Annotated in this window: 14 protein-coding genes; 4 read left to right on the forward strand and 10 right to left on the reverse strand. The window is 40.9% G+C overall.

The window, feature by feature from the left end; all coding sequences use genetic code 11:
• Positions 1 to 41 precede the first annotated feature (41 nt).
• Entirely contained in the window at positions 42 to 1,568 is a 1,527-nt protein-coding gene (locus EL121_RS05485; protein ID WP_039198267.1) for a YifB family Mg chelatase-like AAA ATPase, read from the reverse strand.
• 205 nt (positions 1,569 to 1,773) lie between these two features.
• Here EL121_RS05485 and EL121_RS05490 point away from each other — a divergent pair, with 205 nt between their 5' ends.
• Positions 1,774 to 2,940 (forward strand): FAD-dependent oxidoreductase, encoded by a 1,167-nt coding sequence (locus tag EL121_RS05490; RefSeq protein ID WP_039198269.1) that lies wholly within the window; start codon positions 1,774 to 1,776, stop codon positions 2,938 to 2,940.
• A 197-nt stretch (positions 2,941 to 3,137) separates the two neighbouring features.
• On the forward strand, positions 3,138 to 4,802 hold the full coding sequence (locus EL121_RS05495) for a bifunctional metallophosphatase/5'-nucleotidase (RefSeq protein ID WP_039198271.1): 1,665 nt from the start codon (positions 3,138 to 3,140) through the stop codon (positions 4,800 to 4,802).
• Positions 4,803 to 5,001: 199 nt separating this feature from the next.
• Here the strand turns inward: EL121_RS05495 and EL121_RS05500 are convergent, their stop codons facing one another.
• The 9 genes from EL121_RS05500 to secE all read right to left on the reverse strand — a co-directional run bounded on the left by EL121_RS05500 (position 5,002) and on the right by secE (position 19,413).
• Positions 5,002 to 6,774, reverse strand: coding sequence for a hypothetical protein (locus EL121_RS05500; RefSeq protein ID WP_039198272.1), 1,773 nt, complete (start codon positions 6,772 to 6,774; stop codon positions 5,002 to 5,004).
• 136 nt (positions 6,775 to 6,910) lie between these two features.
• Complete coding sequence (gene rpoC, locus EL121_RS05505; protein WP_039198275.1) at positions 6,911 to 11,182, reverse strand: DNA-directed RNA polymerase subunit beta'; 4,272 nt, start codon at positions 11,180 to 11,182, stop codon at positions 6,911 to 6,913.
• Between the two features lie 126 nt (positions 11,183 to 11,308).
• Positions 11,309 to 15,337: a DNA-directed RNA polymerase subunit beta gene (rpoB, locus tag EL121_RS05510; protein ID WP_039198276.1), complete on the reverse strand. Its 4,029-nt coding sequence runs from the start codon at positions 15,335 to 15,337 to the stop codon at positions 11,309 to 11,311.
• A 482-nt stretch (positions 15,338 to 15,819) separates the two neighbouring features.
• On the reverse strand, positions 15,820 to 16,188 hold the full coding sequence (gene rplL, locus EL121_RS05515; protein WP_015674252.1) for a 50S ribosomal protein L7/L12: 369 nt from the start codon (positions 16,186 to 16,188) through the stop codon (positions 15,820 to 15,822).
• A gap of 60 nt (positions 16,189 to 16,248) precedes the next feature.
• Entirely contained in the window at positions 16,249 to 16,740 is a 492-nt protein-coding gene (gene rplJ / locus EL121_RS05520; RefSeq protein WP_039198277.1) for a 50S ribosomal protein L10, read from the reverse strand.
• A 288-nt stretch (positions 16,741 to 17,028) separates the two neighbouring features.
• Positions 17,029 to 17,718: a 50S ribosomal protein L1 gene (gene rplA / locus EL121_RS05525; RefSeq protein WP_005599212.1), complete on the reverse strand. Its 690-nt coding sequence runs from the start codon at positions 17,716 to 17,718 to the stop codon at positions 17,029 to 17,031.
• A gap of 4 nt (positions 17,719 to 17,722) precedes the next feature.
• A complete protein-coding gene (gene rplK / locus EL121_RS05530) occupies positions 17,723 to 18,151 on the reverse strand; it encodes a 50S ribosomal protein L11 (protein ID WP_005599211.1) in 429 nt (142 codons plus the stop codon).
• Positions 18,152 to 18,434: 283 nt separating this feature from the next.
• Positions 18,435 to 18,998 (reverse strand): transcription termination/antitermination protein NusG, encoded by a 564-nt coding sequence (gene nusG / locus EL121_RS05535; RefSeq protein WP_015674218.1) that lies wholly within the window; start codon positions 18,996 to 18,998, stop codon positions 18,435 to 18,437.
• A gap of 1 nt (position 18,999) precedes the next feature.
• Positions 19,000 to 19,413: a preprotein translocase subunit SecE gene (gene secE / locus EL121_RS05540; RefSeq protein WP_039198278.1), complete on the reverse strand. Its 414-nt coding sequence runs from the start codon at positions 19,411 to 19,413 to the stop codon at positions 19,000 to 19,002.
• A gap of 305 nt (positions 19,414 to 19,718) precedes the next feature.
• Between secE and EL121_RS05545 the strand changes: the two genes are divergently transcribed.
• Positions 19,719 to 19,991 carry a PTS sugar transporter subunit IIB gene (locus EL121_RS05545; protein WP_039198279.1) on the forward strand — a complete coding sequence of 91 codons (273 nt, stop codon included), beginning with the start codon at positions 19,719 to 19,721 and terminating at the stop codon, positions 19,989 to 19,991.
• Positions 19,992 to 19,999: 8 nt separating this feature from the next.
• The gene (locus EL121_RS05550; RefSeq protein WP_039198280.1) at positions 20,000 to 21,361 is read left to right on the forward strand and encodes a PTS ascorbate transporter subunit IIC; all 1,362 of its coding nucleotides are present in this window, start codon (positions 20,000 to 20,002) and stop codon (positions 21,359 to 21,361) included.
• The last annotated feature ends 114 nt before the right edge of the window (positions 21,362 to 21,475 follow it).

Raw genomic sequence — 21,475 nt, forward strand, 5'->3', positions numbered from 1 at the left:
TAGTAACAAAAAAGAAAACAACGATCTCTAAAGTTTACAATTTAATCACATTGCAGCCTCTGCAAAAGCCGATCCATCGCCCGATAGCCTAGCGCTTCGGCAAGATGGATTTGTTGAATATGCGGTTCGTTAGCCAGATCGGCAATTGTGCGAGAAACTTTTAAGATCCGATGATAAGCACGCACCGAAAGTCCTAATTTTGTCAGTGCATTTTCTAGAAATAGCGCGTCTTTTTCTGCAAGGCGACAATCACGTTCGATTTCTTTGGTGGTTAACTTGGCATTAATTTTTCCGGCTCTCGCCATTTGTAATTCTCTTGCCAAAAATACCCGCTTGCGTACTTGCTCGGTGGTTTCGCCCCGGTTATCGCTACTTTGTAATGCGCCTTTTGGTAATAAAGGGACTTCAATCGAAAGATCGAAACGGTCTAAAAACGGGCCGGATAAACGATTTAGATAACGCATTACTTGCTGCGGAGAAGTACGGTTGTGCGTGCCTTGATAATGTCCTGTCGGGCTAGGGTTCATTGCTGCAATTAATTGAAAACTGGCAGGGAATTGCACCTTAGCATTCGCTCTAGAAATAATAATCTCACCGGCTTCCAACGGCTGACGTAATGCGTCCAGCACTTTGCGTTCAAACTCAGGCAATTCGTCTAAAAAAAGCACACCATTGTGCGCCAAACTGATTTCACCCGGTTTAGGAATAGAACCGCCACCCACCAACGCCACCATAGATGCACTGTGATGTGGTGAACGAAACGGGCGTTCTTTCCAGTTATGAAAATTCAATTCGTTTTGTACTAAGCTAGTGACCGAAGCAGTTTCAATCGCTTCGTCATCACTCATTGCCGGTAACAAATCCGCTAAACGGCTGGCGAGCATCGTTTTGCCGGTACCAGGAGGACCAAGGAAAAGTAAATTATGTTGTCCGGCAGCCGCAATCATCAACGCTCGTTTAGCGTGCTGTTGCCCGATAATATCGGTTAAATCACGTTTTACAAGCGGTTGAATTTCTTGTGTTTTTTGCAGAATCTGCTGAGCAATCGGCAGGCTATCTCGCTTATTCATAAAATTGACCACTTGCAATAATGAACTGGCAAAATAGGTTTCCGCATTCGAAACTAGCGAAGCCTCATTCACATTCGGGCGGGCAATAATCATCTGTCGTTTGGCTTTTTCGGCGGAAATTACCGCCGGAATCACGCCGTGAACGCCTCGTAACGTACCGGTTAAAGCCAGTTCCCCTAAAAACTCAAACTGTTTTAAGCGATCCGAATCCATCTGGCCTGAGGCAGCTAAGATCCCAATTGCGATCGGCAGATCAAAACGCCCACCCTCTTTAGGCAGGTCCGCCGGTGCCAGGTTAATGGTGATCCGCTGCGGAGGGTACATAAAATTGGCATTCATTAATGCACTACGCACTCGATCGCCCGCCTCTTTTACCGTGGTTTCCGGTAAGCCGACAATCGTTAGCCCCGGTTTTCCATTACTCAAATGCACTTCAATCGTTACCAACGGTGCTTCTACACCAATCGATGCACGGCTATAAACAATGGCTAAAGACATCTTCCCTCCTAAAAATTTTTAGGAGGGTAAAAGATAAATGTTCTACGTCACAGCAACAAAATCGCTTTTCTCGATCAGGATCGCAAAAATAAGTTTCTTCTCTATTAAATCCAAACTAAAAATCCTAAAAGCACTAAATATAGAGTTAGTTCCGGTGATTAAAACGTTATAATAGGACATCAATATTCAGCAAATGAGGGGCAAAATGAAAACACAGGATATTATCATTATCGGTGGCGGTATGGTCGGGGCAGCGGCGGCGCTCGGCTTGGCGAAACAAGGGTTAAATATCGCGTTAATCGAAAAAAATCCGCTTCCCTCATTTGATGCAAATGCCGCTTATGATTTACGCATTTCCGCTATCAGTATTACCTCGGTCAAACTGCTTGAAGAACTAGGCGCGTGGCAGGCGATTAGCCAATTGCGAGTTTGCCCGTATGACGGTTTGGAAACTTGGGAAATCGAAGGGTTTAATACCGCTTTTCATGCAACGGAAATCGGCTTGGATAAGCTCGGTTTTATGGTGGAAAATAATGCGATTCAGCTTGGTTTATGGCAAGCCTTAAACCAGTATCCAAACTGCCGACAAGCGGTCGGATTTTCGCAAATTTCTGCAAATTATCACGAACAATTATGGACGGTAACCGTTGATGAGCAAACATTTACCGCCCCACTGCTAATTGCTGCGGACGGCGCAAACTCACAAGTGCGTAGCTGGGCGGGTATTGGGCTAACCAGCTGGCAATATCGCCAACATTGTTTGCTTGCCACGGTGAAAACCGAATTACCGCAACAATCAGTTACCTGGCAACAATTCTTCCCGAGCGGCCCTCGTGCATTTTTACCTCTATCAGATCACAACGGTTGTGTCGTGTGGTACGACGCACCGCAACGCATTACTCAGCTAAAACAATCGTCTTCAGAAAAACTCACCGCTGAAATTCAGCAGCATTTCCCTGCCCGTTTAGGCAAAGTGGAAGTAGTCAATGCCGCCAGTTTTCCACTAACTCGTCAACATGCCCAACATTATGTCAAAAACGGCGTGGTGTTGATTGGTGATGCGGCGCACACTATTAATCCACTTGCCGGACAAGGCGTCAATCTCGGTTTTAAAGATGTGCAAGTGTTATTGGAAGTGATTGAACAAGCGGTCAAAAAAGGCGAAAACTTTGCAAATGAAGCGGTGCTTAAACGTTATGAACATAAACGTAAACCCGATAATTTATTGATGCAAACCGGTATGGACGTTTTTTATAAGACATTCAAAACTGAGTTATTGCCGGTAAAAGTCGCCCGAAATTTAGGCTTGGTACTGGCGGAAAAAATCACACCACTCAAGAAAAAAGCGTTGCGCTATGCGATAGGTTTATAGCTTTTCATTACAAGCGGTCAAGTTTTGCAAATTTTTTGCGAAATTCGACCGCTTGCTTGTTTCGTAAATACGCAAATTTATGTCGTTAAGATCACATTTTCCAGAAAAACTCTTTCGATTGATTACAAATTGTAATCAGCCTAAGCTAAAATAGCTTGGAATCTATCTATCCCTACTTATCTCACAAGGAGAGCATCATGAAAAAAGTACTCAGTACTTTATTTATATTGTCTGCAACGAGTATTGCAGTCGCTAAAGAAGTGAATATTAAATTTTTAGGCACATCGGATGTTCACGGTCGTATCGTACCTTGGAACTATGGCGCAGATATTGAGGACAAATCCGGTTCTTACGCACAAATTTCTACCTATGTAAAAGAGGTACGTCAGAATAATAAAAATGTGGTGTTAGTCGATATCGGCGATGCGATTCAAGACAACCAAGTAGAAGTTTTTGCGAAAACAGAAAAATACTACAAAGACAACCCGGTTCCTAAAGTGTTAAACGAGATGAAATACGACTATTTTATTTTAGGTAACCACGAATTTAACTTCGGTATGACCGCTTTAAATGAAATCATTAAAGACATTAATGCCAAAGTATTAACCGCCAACTTCTACTACAAAAAAGACGGTAAACGTTACGTTACCGCCACCGATATTATTGAAAAAGACGGGGTAAAACTCGGTTTAATCGGTTTAACCACGCCGATGTCAGCAACTTTTGAAAAAGATACCCATCACCTTGATGAAATGAAATTCAGCTCGCCAAGCGAAGAAGCGAAGATACAAATTGCTGAGTTAAAAGCGAAAGGGGTTGATGCGATAATCGTGTTAGCGCATATGGGGATTGAAAACGAAAATAATATCCCTGATACCGGTGTGGCGGATTTAGTCAACAACGTGGACGGTATTGATGTAATTATCGCCGGTCATATGCACAAAAACGTTTCAGCAGAAACGATTAAAAATACACTGATTACCGAACCGCACCGCTACGGTACCGTGGTTTCAGAAGTGGATTTAACCTTTGATGTCGCGGATGACGGCAAAGTGAAATTACTTTCAAAAAATGCCAAAACCGTACCGGTTAAGGAATTGGCTTCCGATCCGGCAATCGAAAAAATTTACCAACCGTATCACGACGAATTACGCCGTTTAAATAATGTGAAAATCGGTGAAACCGCACAAACCATGATTCCGCAAGGTAAAAATCACGGCGTAGCGATTGCCTTCACACAAGATACCGGCTTATCTTCATTGATTAATGACGTGCAACAACATTACAGCAAAGCGGACGTGGTGTCTTTTGCCTTCGACCACCAAACCGTACGTTTAGACAAAGGCGATATTAAGAAAAAAGATATTATCTATAACTATCGCTATGCGGGCGGTGATGTGAGCGTGTACGAAGTGACCGGCAAACAGCTCAAGGCGTATATGAACTGGTCGGCAGATTACTTCGATACAATTCAGCCGCAAGACAAAGATTACCGTATCAATGAAAAACGTGGAAAATCGAAATACGTTACTTTCGATATTTTTGGTGGCGTGAAATATCAGATTGACCTACGCAAACCAAGTGGTGAAAAAATCGTTGATCTTAGCCTTGCGAATGGCAAAGCAATCACTGATGACAGCAAAATCAAACTCGGTATGAATTCATATCGCTATGAACAGCTCATCAAAAAAGGCGGCGTATGGGAAGGACAACAAATCCCAGTTGTTTGGGAATCTAAAGTCGCAATGGGCAGCGAAGCTGGCACCATTCAAAATATGATGATCGATTACATCTCTAACGTGAAAAAAGGCAAAGTGGAAGGCGTGTCTCACAACCGCTGGAAAATTGTCGGTTTAGAGTAATTGATACAATACAAGCGGTTAAATTCCTCAGGATTTTTGCAAAAAGTTGAAGGAATTTAACCGCTTGGTTTCTATTCTCTGCTCTCTATTCCTAGAAATGATAGCGCTCGTCTCTGACGAGTGCTTGTATAAACCTTTCACTATATTAAAATATAGAACCCGTCAGGAGAGGGTTTCTATCTAGGGAGGCTTGCAATATTTAATTGCTTATGTTTATAAAATCTTCGCTTATATCAATAAATTTTCCTTCAATTATCTTACCATTCTCAATTCGTAAAGCTACATTAATAGGTAGTTCTCCTTTAATAGAAAGAGGTAACATTTCTAGATCTTTAATGATTTCGTTTCTAAAATCTCTCAGATTTTGTATGCGACTTTCAAAAAAAACCTGATTTGCTTTATCCGTATTCCCAAAATTAGTAATCCCCTTAGAGTTTTTATAGGCACTTTCTAAGTGTTTTATTAACTCTGATACCGTACCATTCATAAATTTAGAAGCTTTCTTTCCTAAATTATATACTTTCGTTTCATATCGTTCTTGCTCATTTTTGTCCCGTGTATTAAAACGTAAGATAGAGTAAATCATCATAATTACATTACAACACAGTTTGTATTCTCGATAAGATTTATACCAGTTTTGTAGCTCCTTTGTTAACTTTCTAAGTTCACCTTGAGTATTCTGACCAAATAAACTATCACATTTTAATTTTGTAATCTTTTGGAGATTTCTTTTCATTTCTTTTTCTAAATGCTTCTCCACATCTTCAATATTAGATAATTTATCAACCAATACCTTCATCATTTTAGCTGGAACAAGATTACCTTCTTTAATATATTCAAACTCTTCACAAGCACTTTCTAGTGCCGATTCAAGTTTAGCTGTTCTTTCATTATTCAAAAATTCATTAATATCATCAATACCTTGCTGAATATCTTTGAGCTTTTCATTAATATCTGCTAAATGTTTTTGAGCTACAACTGTGGAGGCTAAATTCCATAAAACGCCTGTATTTATAGCTTGCTTTAATCCTTTTGCCTCATAAATACGTACGTTTTCCTTAATTCCTTTCTTTTCATGAATCATACCTCTCAATCCATTCCCATCTCTAGCAGGCGTTAATTTTCTAGGATCTAAGTTAATATTCACAGTATGACTTTTTACTGCTTGATATTTAGCTGCTAGGCTAGGTACATTATTGAATAACTGATTAAAAGCTGAGATATCATTTTCATTTAACGAACCATATATTATTGACTGTTTAGAATATTCTAGCTCTGACAAAACTACTTCATTACTATCATTTATCAATAATTCTTTTTTTGATAAATGATCACACACCAAGCTACTAGGAGATTCATAATATTTATATTTCTTTTTTAACCATGCTACTTGAGCAATAAATGGTATCATCAACCTATAGGAAGATTCCGAAAAGGAATTCACAATCCCTAATCCAATGCCAATAGGAGCGGCTATTTTATTTACTGTACCGCCCAATATACCAGATGAAGTACTCATTATAGTGCTTGTAATACTTTTAACTAGGTATCTCTTATTAGAGCTAGCCTCATATCTTTTTTTAAAAGGAAGATCTAACCACTTATCTCCAAATAATTTAGCAATAATTTTATCTTCCTTTTCTTTATCAGATAAATCATTATGACTCTCACTAATAACTCTGCTAAAAACATCATCTAATATTTCTTTGTATTCTACTTTTTGTGAAGAAACTACATCTCTAACTAAATTAATAATTGTATGCCCACTAAAGTCTTGGAATTCTTGTATAAGCAAATCCAACTCTTTCTTTGTAAATGGTTGCTCAAATTCTTTAGCATGTAATAGCACATCTTTCACGTTAGAACTGAGCATTAATCGACCTTTGCCGAAGTCCGTTACAATATCGATTAATTCATTAATATGTTGTTTATCGACAATAAGTAAAAAATCAACTAATTCTTGTTTTGTCATTCCTAGATCCTCAATTAAGTTTAGCTGAAAAAGTATAAATCAAACTTGTCTCTTAGCAACAAAAATCCCCAGAACTTTCGTTCTGGGGATTTTAATTTTTCTATCTATCGGTGGGCAAGAATGCCCACCCTACGAATTAATCTTCATCACCTGCGTTTAATAACGCTGCTAGGCTCTGAGTTGCATCGTCTGCAACGAATTCGAATTCTGCTTCGATATCAGCATCCGTTGCGAATACGTTAGCCGGTGCAACTGGTGCTTCAAAAGCGACCGCTTGTTCTTGTTGGCTACGTTTTTTCGCACGCGCTTGGTGATATGCGAAACCTGTACCAGCTGGGATTAAACGACCTACGATTACGTTCTCTTTCAAGCCGCGTAATTCGTCACGTTTACCTGCCACTGCCGCTTCAGTAAGAACACGTGTGGTTTCTTGGAACGACGCTGCTGAGATAAACGACTCAGTTGCAAGCGACGCTTTGGTAATACCAAGTAATTCACGTTCGAACTCAACAAGTGGTTTGCCTTCTTCTGCACGTTTACGGTTAGCAATTTTCACGCGAGCCACTTCAACTTGTTCCCCTTCGAGGAATTCGCTGTCGTATGCGTTGGTGATAACCGCTTTACGTAACATTTGGCGAACGATAACTTCGATGTGTTTATCGTTAATTTTTACCCCTTGTAAGCGGTAAACTTCTTGTACTTCGTTTACGATGTAATCTGTTACAGCGTGAACGCCACGTAAACGTAAGATGTCGTGCGGAGTTTCTGCACCATCAGAGATTACGTCACCACGTTGTACCATCTCACCTTCGAATACGTTGAGCTGACGCCATTTTGGAATCATTTCTTCGAATGCTTCGCCTTCCGCCGGCGTGATCACTAAACGACGTTTACCTTTCGTTTCTTTACCGAATGACACGATACCTGAAATTTCAGCAAGGATTGCCGGCTCTTTCGGTTTACGTGCTTCGAATAAGTCTGCTACGCGTGGAAGACCACCGGTAATATCTTTCGTACCCACAGATTCTTGCGGAATACGTGCTAATGCTTCACCGACTTCGATTTCTGCACCGTCATCTAAGGTTACGATTGCTTTACCCGGTAAGAAGTATTGTGCTGCAACGTCTGTGCCAGGGATTAAGATGTCGTTACCTTGCGCATCAACTAAACGTAATGCCGGACGTAAATCTTTACCTGCTGTTGCACGTTCACCCACATCTTGCACCACGATAGATGATAAACCGGTTAATTCGTCGGTTTGACGAGTAACGGTTAAGCCATCTACGATGTCGCTGAATTGGATGCGACCGCTTACCTCTGAGATTACCGGCATTGTATGCGGATCCCAGTTCGCAACTACTTCACCTACTGCAACTTCTGCACCGTCGTTTTTAGAAAGCACTGCACCGTAAGGTACTTTATAGTTTTCTTTGGTACGGCCGAATGTGTCGATTACGGTTAATTCTGTGTTACGTGAAGTTAATACGATTTTGCCTTCTTTGTTAGTTACAAATTTAGCGTTAGTTAACTTAATCGTACCTGCGTTTTTCACTTGGATGCTAGATTCTTTTGCTGCCGCAGAAGCCGCACCACCGATATGGAACGTACGCATGGTTAACTGTGTACCCGGTTCACCGATTGATTGTGCCGCGATAACACCCACTGCTTCACCTTGGTTGATAAGGTGACCGCGAGCAAGGTCACGGCCGTAACATTTCGCACACACACCGAAGTCTGTGTTACAAGTTACCACCGAACGTACTTTGATTACGTCCACAGATTCCGCATCAATCACATCACACCATTTCTCATCGATTAAGGTGTTACGTGGAATTAATACTTCTTCCGTACCCGGTTTTAATACGTCTTCTGCAACCACACGACCTAATACACGATCACGTAATGCTTCTTTAACGTCACCACCTTCGATTAACGGAGTCATCACGATACCTTCGTGTGTACCACAGTCATCTTCAGTGATTACTAAGTCTTGTGCTACGTCTACTAAACGACGTGTTAAGTAACCTGAGTTAGCTGTTTTTAATGCGGTATCCGCAAGACCTTTACGCGCACCGTGGGTTGAAATAAAGTACTGAAGAACGTTCAGACCTTCACGGAAGTTTGCGGTAATCGGTGTTTCGATGATCGAGCCGTCCGGACGAGCCATAAGACCACGCATACCCGCTAACTGACGAATCTGAGCTGCAGAACCACGCGCACCCGAGTCAGCCATCATAAAGATACTGTTGAATGACGCTTGTTTTTCCGGGTTACCTTCACGGTTGATCACTTCTTCCGTTGAAAGGTTTTCCATCATTGCTTTTGCAACACGTTCGTTTGCAGCCGCCCAAATATCGATTACTTTGTTATAACGTTCACCTGCAGTTACAAGACCTGAGTTAAATTGTTCTTGGATCTCTGCAACTTCTGCTTCTGCTGCACGAATGATTTCGTGTTTTTGCGCAGGAATAACCATATCATCGATACCAACTGATGCACCTGAACGCGCAGCGTATGCGAAACCAGTGTACATAATTTGGTCAGCAAGGATTACCGATTCTTTTAAACCTAAACGACGGTAGCTTTCATTGATTAGTTTTGAAATCGCTTTTTTACCTAACGTTTGGTTGAATACTTTAAACGGCATACCTTTTGGTGCGATCATCCATAAGATTGCACGACCAATTGTAGTATCTAATAAATTAGTTTCTGGAACTAATTCACCTGCTTCATTTTTCACGTATTCAGTAATACGAACTTTTACACGTGCGTGTAATTCAGCTTGACCTGTACGGTATGCTTTTTCCGCTTCACGTGGATCAAGGAAATACATTCCTTCACCTTTCGCATTTACTTTCTCACGCGTCATGTAGTAAAGACCTAATACAACGTCCTGAGAAGGTACGATAATCGGGTCACCACTTGCCGGTGAAAGTACGTTGTTAGTTGACATCATTAACGCACGAGCTTCTAACTGCGCTTCAAGTGTTAATGGTACGTGTACCGCCATTTGGTCACCATCGAAGTCCGCGTTGAACGCCGCACAAACAAGTGGGTGTAACTGGATTGCTTTACCTTCGATTAATAACGGTTCAAACGCTTGGATACCCAAACGGTGAAGTGTTGGCGCACGGTTTAATAAAATTGGGTGTTCACGAATAACTTCCGCAAGGATATCCCATACGATCGGTTCTTCACGTTCAACCATTTTCTTCGCAGCTTTGATTGTTGAAGCAATGCCGCGAGATTCTAATTTAGAGTAAATAAACGGACGGAATAATTCCAATGCCATTTTTTTCGGTAAACCACATTGATGTAGGTGTAAGTAAGGACCTACGGTGATTACCGAACGACCTGAATAGTCTACACGTTTACCTAATAAGTTCTGACGGAAACGACCTTGTTTACCCTTGATCATATCTGCAAGAGATTTTAATGGACGTTTGTTAGAACCTGTAATCGCACGACCACGACGACCGTTATCTAATAACGCATCAACAGACTCTTGTAACATACGTTTTTCGTTACGTACGATGATATCCGGTGCTACTAAATCTAATAAGCGTTTTAAACGGTTATTACGGTTGATCACACGACGATATAAATCGTTCAGATCCGAAGTCGCAAAACGACCACCATCAAGTGGTACTAATGGACGAAGATCCGGTGGAAGCACTGGTAACACAGTCATTACCATCCACTCCGGTTTGTTACCAGATTGTTGGAATGCTTCTAATAATTTTAAGCGTTTTGTGATTTTCTTACGTTTTGTTTCAGAGTTAGTTTCTTGTAACTCTTCACGCATCATTTCACATTGGTGCTCTAAGTCCATATCGCGTAAAAGTGCTTGAATACCTTCCGCACCCATTTTCGCTTCAAACTCATCGCCCCAACGCTCTTCCGCTTCCCAATATTGTTCTTCGGTTAATAACTGATTTTTTTCTAAATCAGTCATACCCGGTTCAGTAACAACATAAGATTCGAAATAAAGTACGCGTTCAATATCACGTAAAGGCATATCTAAGATTAAACCGATACGGGACGGAAGTGATTTTAAGAACCAAATGTGCGCAACCGGACAAGCAAGTTCGATATGACCCATACGGTCACGACGTACTTTAGTTTGGGTTACTTCAACGCCACATTTTTCACAAATTACACCACGGTGTTTTAAGCGTTTGTATTTACCACAAAGACATTCGTAATCTTTTACCGGTCCGAAGATACGTGCACAGAAAAGACCATCACGCTCAGGTTTAAAGGTACGATAGTTAATTGTTTCCGGTTTTTTTACTTCACCGAAAGACCAAGAACGGATTTTATCCGGTGACGCTAAACCAATTTTAATTACATCAAAATCATCATTCGATTTTGATTGTGCTTTTAAAAACTTTACTAAGTCTTTCACTTTTTGCCCCTAGTGAGGAATTAAAGTTTTGCTTAGAACGCTGGGCTCTAAACGAGGAAATCAGGTTTTACAAGCGGTCAAATTTTGCAAAACTTTTACCAAATTCGACCGCTTGACGGTTGACGACTAGTCTTCGTCTAACTCCATATCGATACCTAAGGCACGAATCTCTTTCAACAATACGTTGAATGATTCCGGCATACCCGGTTCCATTTGGTGTGTGCCGTCTACGATGTTTTTATACATCTTCGTACGACCGTTTACGTCATCCGATTTAACCGTTAACATTTCTTGTAAGGTGTAAGCAGCACCGTATGCTTCTAATGCCCAAACCTCCATCTCACCGAAACGCTGACCACCGAATTGCGCTTTACCACCAAGTGGTTGTTGAGTAACAAGACTATAAGAACCTGTTGAACGAGCATGCATTTTGTCGTCAACTAAGTGGTTCAATTTGAGCATATACATATAACCTACGGTTACAGGACGCTCGAATTTCTCACCGGTACGACCATCAAATAATGTAATCTGACCTGAAGTCGGTAAGCCACCTAATTCTAATAAGCCTTTGATTTCAGCTTCGTGCGCACCATCAAATACTGGTGTTGCAAGCGGTAAACCTTTACGTAAGTTTTCTGCTAAACGCATTACTTCTTCATCAGTAAAGGTACTTAAATCAACAACTTGTGAACCGTGACCTAAATCGTACGCTTTTTGGATATATTCACGTAATTTAGCCACTTCTTGTTGCTGTTTGATCATCTTATTAATCTGATCACCGATACCTTTCGCCGCTAAACCTAAGTGTGTTTCTAAGATCTGACCGATGTTCATACGTGAAGGTACGCCCAGCGGGTTCAATACGATCTCAACCGGTTGGCCGTTTTCATCGTACGGCATATCTTCAACTGGGTTGATTTTCGAGATAACACCTTTGTTACCGTGACGACCCGCCATTTTATCACCCGGTTGGATTTGACGACGAACCGCTAAGTAAACTTTAACAACTTTTAACACACCCGGTGCTAAATCGTCACCTTGGATGATCTTGTTACGTTTAATTTCAAGTTTACGTTCGAACTCTTTACGTAATTCTTCGTGTTGTTCCGCAAGCTGTTCTAATTGATTTTGTTTTGCTTCGTCATCTAAGGTTTGTTCTAACCATTTCTCACGAGAAACTTTATCTAATTCAGCTTCAGATACGCCGCCTTCAACTAATAAGTTACGAACACGTGTGAATAAGCCAGCTTCTAAAATTTCTAACTCTTCAGTTAAATCTTTCTTCGCTTCTTTAAGCTGCATTTCCTCGATTTCTAATGCACGTTTATCTTTTTCAACGCCATCACGAGTAAATACTTGAACGTCAATAACTGTACCTGAAGTACCGTTTGGTACGCGTAATGAAGAATCTTTAACATCAGATGCTTTCTCACCGAAGATTGCACGTAAAAGTTTTTCTTCCGGTGTTAATTGGGTTTCACCTTTAGGCGTTACTTTACCTACTAAGATGTCGCCGCCTTTAACTTCTGCACCAACGTACACGATACCTGATTCATCAAGTTTGCTTAATGCTGATTCACCTACGTTTGGAATATCTGCAGTGATTTCTTCCGCACCAAGTTTAGTATCACGCGCCACACAAGATAATTCTTGGATGTGGATTGTCGTGAAACGATCTTCTTGTACCACACGCTCAGAAACTAACATTGAGTCTTCGAAGTTATAACCATTCCATGGCATGAATGCCACACGAATGTTTTGACCTAATGCTAATTCACCTAAGTCTGTTGAAGGACCGTCTGCTAAGATCTCACCACGTGCTACCGGCTCACCTAAATTCACACAAGGAATTTGGTTGATACAGGTATTTTGGTTTGAACGGGTATATTTAATTAAGTTATAGATGTCGATACCTGCTTCGCCCGGAATCGTTTCATCTTCGTTTACTTTCACCACGATACGAGATGCGTCAACGTATTGGATAGTACCACCACGTTTCGCCACAATCGCCACACCTGAGTCAAGTGCGATTGGTTTTTCCATACCGGTACCAACAAGTGGTTTATCCGCACGTAATGTAGGAACTGCCTGACGTTGCATGTTCGCACCCATTAACGCACGGTTCGCATCGTCGTGCTCAAGGAACGGAATTAACGCTGCCGCAACAGAAACAACTTGTTGTGTTGAGATATCCATATAGTGAATATCTTCCGGTTTGTATAAACCTGACTCACCGTGTTCACCACGACAAGTTACGTATGTATCAGTGAAACGGAACTCTTCATCTAAGTTAGAGTTCGCCTGAGCGATAACGTAGTTACCTTCTTCGATCGCTGATAAATACTCGATATCTTCCGTTACTTGACCGTTTACTACTTTACGGAATGGTGTTTCTAAGAAACCGTAGTTATTGGTACGTGCATATACCGAAAGTGAGTTGATCAAACCGATGTTTGGACCCTCTGGGGTTTCGATTGGACATAAACGACCATAGTGAGTCGGGTGTACGTCTCGAACCTCGAAGCCTGCACGTTCACGGGTTAAACCGCCCGGACCTAATGCCGAAATACGACGTTTGTGTGTAACCTCTGAAAGCGGGTTATTTTGGTCCATAAATTGCGAAAGTTGTGAAGAACCAAAGAACTCTTTCACTGCCGCAGAAATTGGTTTCGCATTGATTAAATCTTGCGGAGTAATACCGTCTAAATCGCCTAATGATAAACGTTCACGTACTGCACGTTCCACACGCACTAAACCAATACGGAATTGGTTTTCTGCCATTTCACCTACAGAACGAATACGACGGTTACCTAAGTGGTCGATATCATCCACTTCACCACGCCCGTTACGGATTTCGATCAGTTTCTTCATCACACCGATGATGTCATCGTTGCTTAAAATACCTGAACCGACACCTTCCGGAATATCAAGTGAACGGTTGAATTTCATACGACCTACCGCAGATAAATCATAACGGTCTGCCGAGAAGAACATATTATCGAATAACGCTTCCGCTGCTTCTTTTGTTGGCGGCTCGCCCGGACGCATCATACGATAAATTTCAACTAATGCACTTAAGCGGTCATAAGTTGGATCTACACGTAATGTTTCTGAAATATACGGACCATGGTCTAAATCGTTTGTGAAGAGCACTTCGATCTCTTTGTAGCCTGCTTGCGATAATTTCGCTAACATCTCCATTGAGATTTCCATATTTGCTGGGCAAACCAATTCGCCTGTTGAAAGATCAACATAATCTTTCGCTGCTACTTTGCCTACAATGTACTCTACCGGCACTTCAATTTGTTTAATGTCGTCTTTTTCTAAAGTACGGATATGACGTGCGGTAATACGGCGACCTTTTTCAATATAAACTTTGCCGTTTGCTTCAATATCAAATTGTGCTGTTTCACCACGTAAACGCTCAGGTACCAATGTCATTAAAAGTTTATTATCTTGGATCTCGAACGTAATTTTATCGAAGAACATCGTTAAGATTTCTTCGGTAGTGTAACCTAATGCACGTAGAATGATTGTTGCAGGTAATTTACGACGACGGTCGATACGCGCGTAAAGGTTGTCTTTCGGATCGAATTCAAAGTCTAACCAAGAACCACGGTAAGGAATAATACGTGCGTTATAAAGCACTTTACCTGATGAGTGGGTTTTACCTTTGTCAGAATCGAAGAATACGCCCGGACTACGGTGTAACTGAGATACGATTACACGCTCAGTACCGTTGATAACGAAAGTACCGTTGTCGGTCATTAATGGGATTTCGCCCATATACACGTTTTGTTCTTTAATGTCTTTTACCGTGCCTGCTGCCGCTTCACGATCAAAAGTCACTAAACGTAATTTTACGCGTAATGGCGCTGCATAGGTTGTACCACGAATTTGACATTCACGAACGTCAAATACCGGCTCACCTAATTCGTAAGAAACGTATTGTAATTCAGTCGCACCATTGTTACTCACAATTGGGAATACTGAACGGAATGCCGCTTCTAAACCTTGTTGTCCATCTGGATCTCTTTCAATAAATTTTTCAAAAGAATCAAGCTGAATTGTTAATAGATAAGGTACGTTAAGAACCTGTGGACGCTTACCAAAGCTCTTACGAATACGCTTTTTCTCGGAATATGAGTATGCCATTGTTAGATAGCCTTCTGATTTTTTTGGTTAAGATTACACAATCCGACTGTCACAGGACGAGTTGGAAGTGGCATTAATTTACGAGGTGTCATTTTCCATTTGCCTAACTTACAGTCAAAAATCACTACTATAAGCGGTCAAAATGGGCAGGAAATTTGCAAAATTTGTTGATTAAAATGACAAAATCAGCAATTGCGTTCAAGCACAAAAGGCTGACGGAGTTATAGCCGTCAGCCGGAATGCAAAAATGGTTGGCAATTATAGCAGAGATTCGCAATTTTGGTCAATCCCGTTGCAAAAAATGGGAAAATTTTGACCGCTTGCAATGATAACGCCTAAAAGCATTTTTCTCGTCTAAAGAACACTCTCTTGCTAAAAAATAAATCTGTACTTGTACTTCGCCGCCTAACAAAAATGAAAAAGCCAACGATTTCTCGTTGGCTTTTTCTGAACTTGAAGTTCTGGAAAAGTTAAATCAAAAATTATTTGATTTCTACTTGTGCGCCAGCTTCTTCTAATTCTTTCTTAAGTGCATCAGCTTCAGCTTTAGAGATGCCTTCTTTTAATGCTGCTGGTGCAGATTCAACTAAGTCTTTAGCTTCTTTTAAGCCTAAACCAGTTGCACCACGTACTGCTTTGATTACAGCAACTTTGTTTGCACCTGCGTTAGCAAGGATTACGTCGAATTCAGTTTTCTCTTCTGCTGCCGCTGCGCCTGCTGCTGGAGCTGCTGCTACTGCTGCCGCTGCTGAAACACCGAATTTTTCTTCCATCGCTGCGATTAATTCAACGATTTCTGATACTGATTTTGAAGCGATCGCTTCGATTAATTGTTCGTTAGTTAATGACATGACAATCAATTCCTAAAGTAAATAAGTTGTTAAACGAGTTAAGAAGTTTTCTGCTAAAAATTATGCAGCTTCTTGTAATTTGTCGCGTAATGCCGCAAGAGTGCGAACAAGTTTGCCTGCCGCAGCTTCTTTCATTGTGCCCATTAAACGTGCAATTGCTTCTTCGTAAGTTGGTAATGTAGCTAAGAATTCTACATCTTGTACTTTACCTTCAAAGGCTGCACCTTTAAGTTCAAACTCTTTATTTGTTTTCGCAAATTCAGTGAATAAACGAGCTGCTGCGCCCGGGTGTTCGTGAGAGAATGCGATAAGAGTCGGACCAGTAAACGTATCTTTTAAGCACTCGAATTCTGTGCCTTCAACCGCACGACGTAATAAAGTATTACGTACAACACGCATTGTTACACCAGCTTCACGAGCAGATTTACGTAACTCAGTCATTTTCTCAACTGTTACGCCGCGAGAATCCGCAACAACAGCTGAAAGGGCACCTTTGGCAGCTTCGTTTACTTCAGCAACAATCGCTTGTTTGTCTTGAAGATTTAATGCCATTGGTTTTAGCTCCTGATACACTCCACCAAAGTGGAATTTACAAAAAACCTCAAAAAACTCACCGCTTGCATCGCAAGTAGCAATCTTCTGAGCCTAAGGTGTCCAGAAGCAGAAAATTCTGTCTGTTCACCATCTACGTAGGTTTTGATTAAGAATAAGAAAACTTATTCACCTACGGTCTTGGACGGGGCTTAGATAGGCTAAGCACCATCAGCTTGCTCTCGCAAGTTAAGGTCGCAAATTATACAATAATCTACGACCTTGTAAAGTTTTAACTTCTGTTAGAAATTAAAGTGATGCTTGATCAACAGCAACACCAGCACCCATAGTTGTAGAGATGCTTACTTTCTTGATGAAGATACCTTTAGCTGTTGTTGGTTTAGCTTTGTTTAACGCTGCTAATAACGCAACTAAGTTATCTTTTAATTGTTCAGGTGCGAAGTCTGCTTTACCGATCGTTGTATGGATAATACCATTTTTGTCGTTACGGTAACGGATCTGACCTGATTTAGCATTTTTAACTGCTTCAGCAACGTTTGGTGTTACAGTACCAACTTTCGGGTTTGGCATTAAGCCGCGTGGACCTAATACTTGACCTAATTGACCTACAACACGCATTGCATCCGGAGAAGCGATAACAACGTCAAAGTTCATTTCGCCTTTCTTGATTTGCTCTGCTAAATCTTCCATACCTACTAAATCAGCACCTGCTGCTTTAGCTGCTTCTGCGTTAGCGCCTTGTGTGAATACTGCTACGCGAGCTGTACGACCTGTACCGTGTGGTAATACTGTTGCACCACGTACGTTTTGGTCTGATTTACGAGGGTCGATACCTAAGTTCACCGCTACGTCTACGCTTTCAACGAATTTAGCTGTTGCGAATTGTTTTAAAACTGCGATCGCTTCGTTGATTTCGTAAGCTTTAGTAGAATCTACGCCAGCTTTAATTGCTTTCATTTTTTTAGTCAATTTAGCCATTGTATTATTCCTCTACGATTAAGCCCATTGAGCGAGCTGTACCAGCGATTGATTTCATTTTAGTTTCGATAGTAGCACCAGTCATATCTGCCGCTTTAGTTTCAGCGATTTGACGTAATTGCTCTTGAGTTACTGTACCCACTTTATCTTTGTTCGGTTTACCTGAACCAGATTTGATACCTACAGCTTTTTTAAGTAATACTGCTGCCGGTGGAGTTTTAGTTACGAAAGTGAATGAACGGTCTGCGTAAACTGTGATAACAACAGGGATTGGTAAACCTTTTTCTAAGCTCTCAGTACGAGCGTTGAATGCTTTACAGAATTCCATGATGTTAACACCTTGTTGACCTAATGCAGGACCAACTGGTGGTGAAGGGTTAGCCATACCAGCTGCAACTTGCAACTTAACGTATGCTTGGACTTTTTTTGCCATTTTTAAGTTTCCTCTAAGTGGGTAATAACGCCGAAAATCGGCTCCCCTGTTACACAAAAAACGAGTTAGCAAGCCAACTCGTATAGACTGATTATTCTAAATAAATTGCGATCATTTTTCAAGCAAAACTATTTGGAATAATAAAATTTTATTGCTGAAAAATTCATATGTACTATAAAAGATACATTACAAAATGAAACAAGCGGTCATTTTTTAAAATTTTTTGCAAAAATTAGGTAAAAATAAACCGCTTACTTTCAGCTAGATTCTGTATAAAAAACAATTACGATTGTTTTTCTACCTGGCCGAACTCAAGTTCAACCGGAGTTGCACGTCCGAAGATAGATACAGACACTTTTAAGCGGCCTTTTTCGTAATCCACTTCTTCAACCGTACCGGTAAAGTCTGCGAATGGGCCTTCCGTTACACGAACATTTTCGCCCGGTTGATATTCGTTACGATGACGTGGTTTTTCAGCTGTTTCTTGAACACGGTTTAAAATACGATCCGCTTCACGTTTAGAAATCGGTGCTGGTTTATCCGCTGTACCGCCGATAAAGCCCATTACACGCGGCACGCTTTTTACTAAATGCCATGTGTCGTCATTCATTTCCATTTGCACTAACACGTAACCCGGGAAGAATTTACGTTCGGTACGGCGACGTTTACCACCTACGTTTTCAACTACTTCTTCAGTCGGTACCAATACTTCGCCAAACTGATCTTCCATTTGATGTAATTTGATATATTCGCGTAATGTTACTGCAACACGGTTTTCAAAACCTGAAAATGCTTGTAATACATACCAACGCATTTTTGTTACTTCTGTATTTTCTACTTCGCTCATCTTAGAACCTTAAATTTGTTAAAAACGTAATCAATGTAACGATAATAGAGTCGATACCCCATAATACTAATGACACCACTACACACATTGCGAGCACAATTAATGTAGTTTGAGTCGCTTCCGGGCGAGTTGGCCAAATAATTTTTCTAAGCTCTGTACGAGATTCTTTAATAAAGCCAATCGCTTTTTGACCTTGGTTAGTCATTGCTGCAAGTACAATAGCGCCTACCACTAATACGACAAGTAATAATACGCGTACAACTAATGAAAAATGCGATGCGAAATACGCATTACCAATCGCAGCTACAGCAAGTAATGCAATAGCAACAACCCATAGTGCACCATTTACACCCTTACTTTTAACGCCCTTTTCTTCGATCTGTTCAGGGGTTTTCTTTTTAATCTCAGTAGCCATATAAAACCTAAATGTTGTGAAAAAGAGAACAATTATTTTGAAAAGCATTAGATTCTAACATTTTTAGCCTTACTTGCCACGATCTTTTATGCAAATTTATCCAAAATTTTTATTTCGAAATATTTTGCAAAGGATTCATTTAAATAAAACAACAAAATGACTTTCACTTTCTTATCAGAATAAATGTTAGCCAGTTCACATTTTTCATTTTTGCTCATTGCAGCGGGTAATCTTTCTATTTTATAGTCAATCCCACTTCGAATTCGCCGAAGTTATCAACAAAATTTTCTTAAATGGAGGCAAACATGAAAATTATGGCAGTTTGTGGTCATGGTATCGGCAGTAGTTTTATGATGGAAATGAACATCAAAAAAGCCTTAGCCAAAATTGGGGTTGAAGCAGAAGTCGGGCATACCGATTTAGCCTCTGTTACGCCGGCTGATGCGGATGTATTTGTGATGGCAAAAGACATAGCCGGCAGCAGTAATATTGAAGAAGACAAAATTATTGTCGTTAAAAATATTATTAGCGTGAATGAATTTGAAGAAAAATTAACCGCTTATTTTAATCGTGCGTGAGGTGAGTTATGGACTCAATTCTCTTTTTCATTTTAGATATATTGAAAGTGCCGTCCGTTTTAGTCGGCTTAATCGCTTTAGTTGGCTTAGTCGCCCAGAAAAAAGCGCTACCCGATATTATTAAAGGCACAGTAAAAACCATTCTCGGATTCTTAGTGCTAAGCGGCGGTGCAACCGTGTTACTCAGTTCATTAACACCGTTAGGCGGTATGTTTGAACATGCATTTAATGTACAAGGTATTATTCCGAATAACGAAGCGATTGTATCTATGGCAATCGAAAAATACGGAACTGCTACCGCACTAATTATGGCATTCGGTATGGTTGCGAACATTATCGTTGCACGTTTTACCCGTCTGAAATTTATCTTCTTAACTGGTCACCACACTTTTTATATGGCGTGTATGATCGGCGTGATTCTGACCGTAGCCGGTTTTGAGGGCGTACAATTGGTATTTGTCGGTGCATTAACCTTAGGCTTAATTATGGCGTTCTTTCCGGCAATTGCACATCGTTATATGCGTCAGGTAACCGGTAGTAATGATGTCGGCTTCGGTCATTTCGGCACCTTAGGTTATGTCTTAGCCGGCGCAATTGGGCAAGCGGTCGGAAAAGGCTCAAAATCTACCGAAGAAATGGATTTACCGAAAAACCTCAGCTTCTTGCGTGACAGTTCGATTTCAATCTCACTCACCATGATGGTGATCTACTACGTATTAGCGATTGCCTCCGGTAGCGAATATGTTTCAACTCTCAGCGGCGGACAACACTATTTGGTTTATGCAACGATCCAAGCGATTACCTTTGCTGCCGGCGTATATGTCATTCTACAAGGGGTACGTTTAATTTTAGCGGAGATCGTACCGGCATTTACTGGCTTCTCTGAAAAATTAGTACCGGATGCCAAACCAGCGTTGGACTGCCCGATTGTCTTCCCTTATGCACCGAATGCGGTATTAATCGGTTTCTTAGCCAGCTTTGCCGGCGGGGTCATCAGTTTAGCCGTATTAGGACAATTAAATTGGGTACTGATTTTACCGGGTGTTGTGCCACACTTCTTCTGCGGTGCAACCGCAGGCGTGTTCGGTAATGCCACCGGCGGTCGCCGCGGTGCGATTATCGGTGCATTTGCACACGGTGTATTAATCACTTTCTTACCGGTGTTCTTATTACCTGTTCTCGGTTCATTAGGTTTTGCCAATACTACCTTCTCGGACGCAGATTTCGGTGGGGTCGGTATCGTATTAGGTTATATGGCACAGGTCTTCAATAAAGATGTGATTACCGCCATTATTGTCGGATTATTTGCGTTGTTAGTCGCTTATAACTATTTCGCTAAAAAACCGGTGACCGATACGGAAGAACAATAACAAGCGGTCAAATTTTCATAAAAATTTGCAAAAACTGCATTTTAATGCACTTACGCATTCTTTCATTTAGAGCCAATTTTTATAAAATTGGCTCTATTTTTTTGCGCTATATCA

The organism is Actinobacillus equuli (assembly GCF_900636745.1).
In the GTDB taxonomy this organism is placed as follows: Bacteria; Pseudomonadota; Gammaproteobacteria; order Enterobacterales; family Pasteurellaceae; genus Actinobacillus; species Actinobacillus equuli.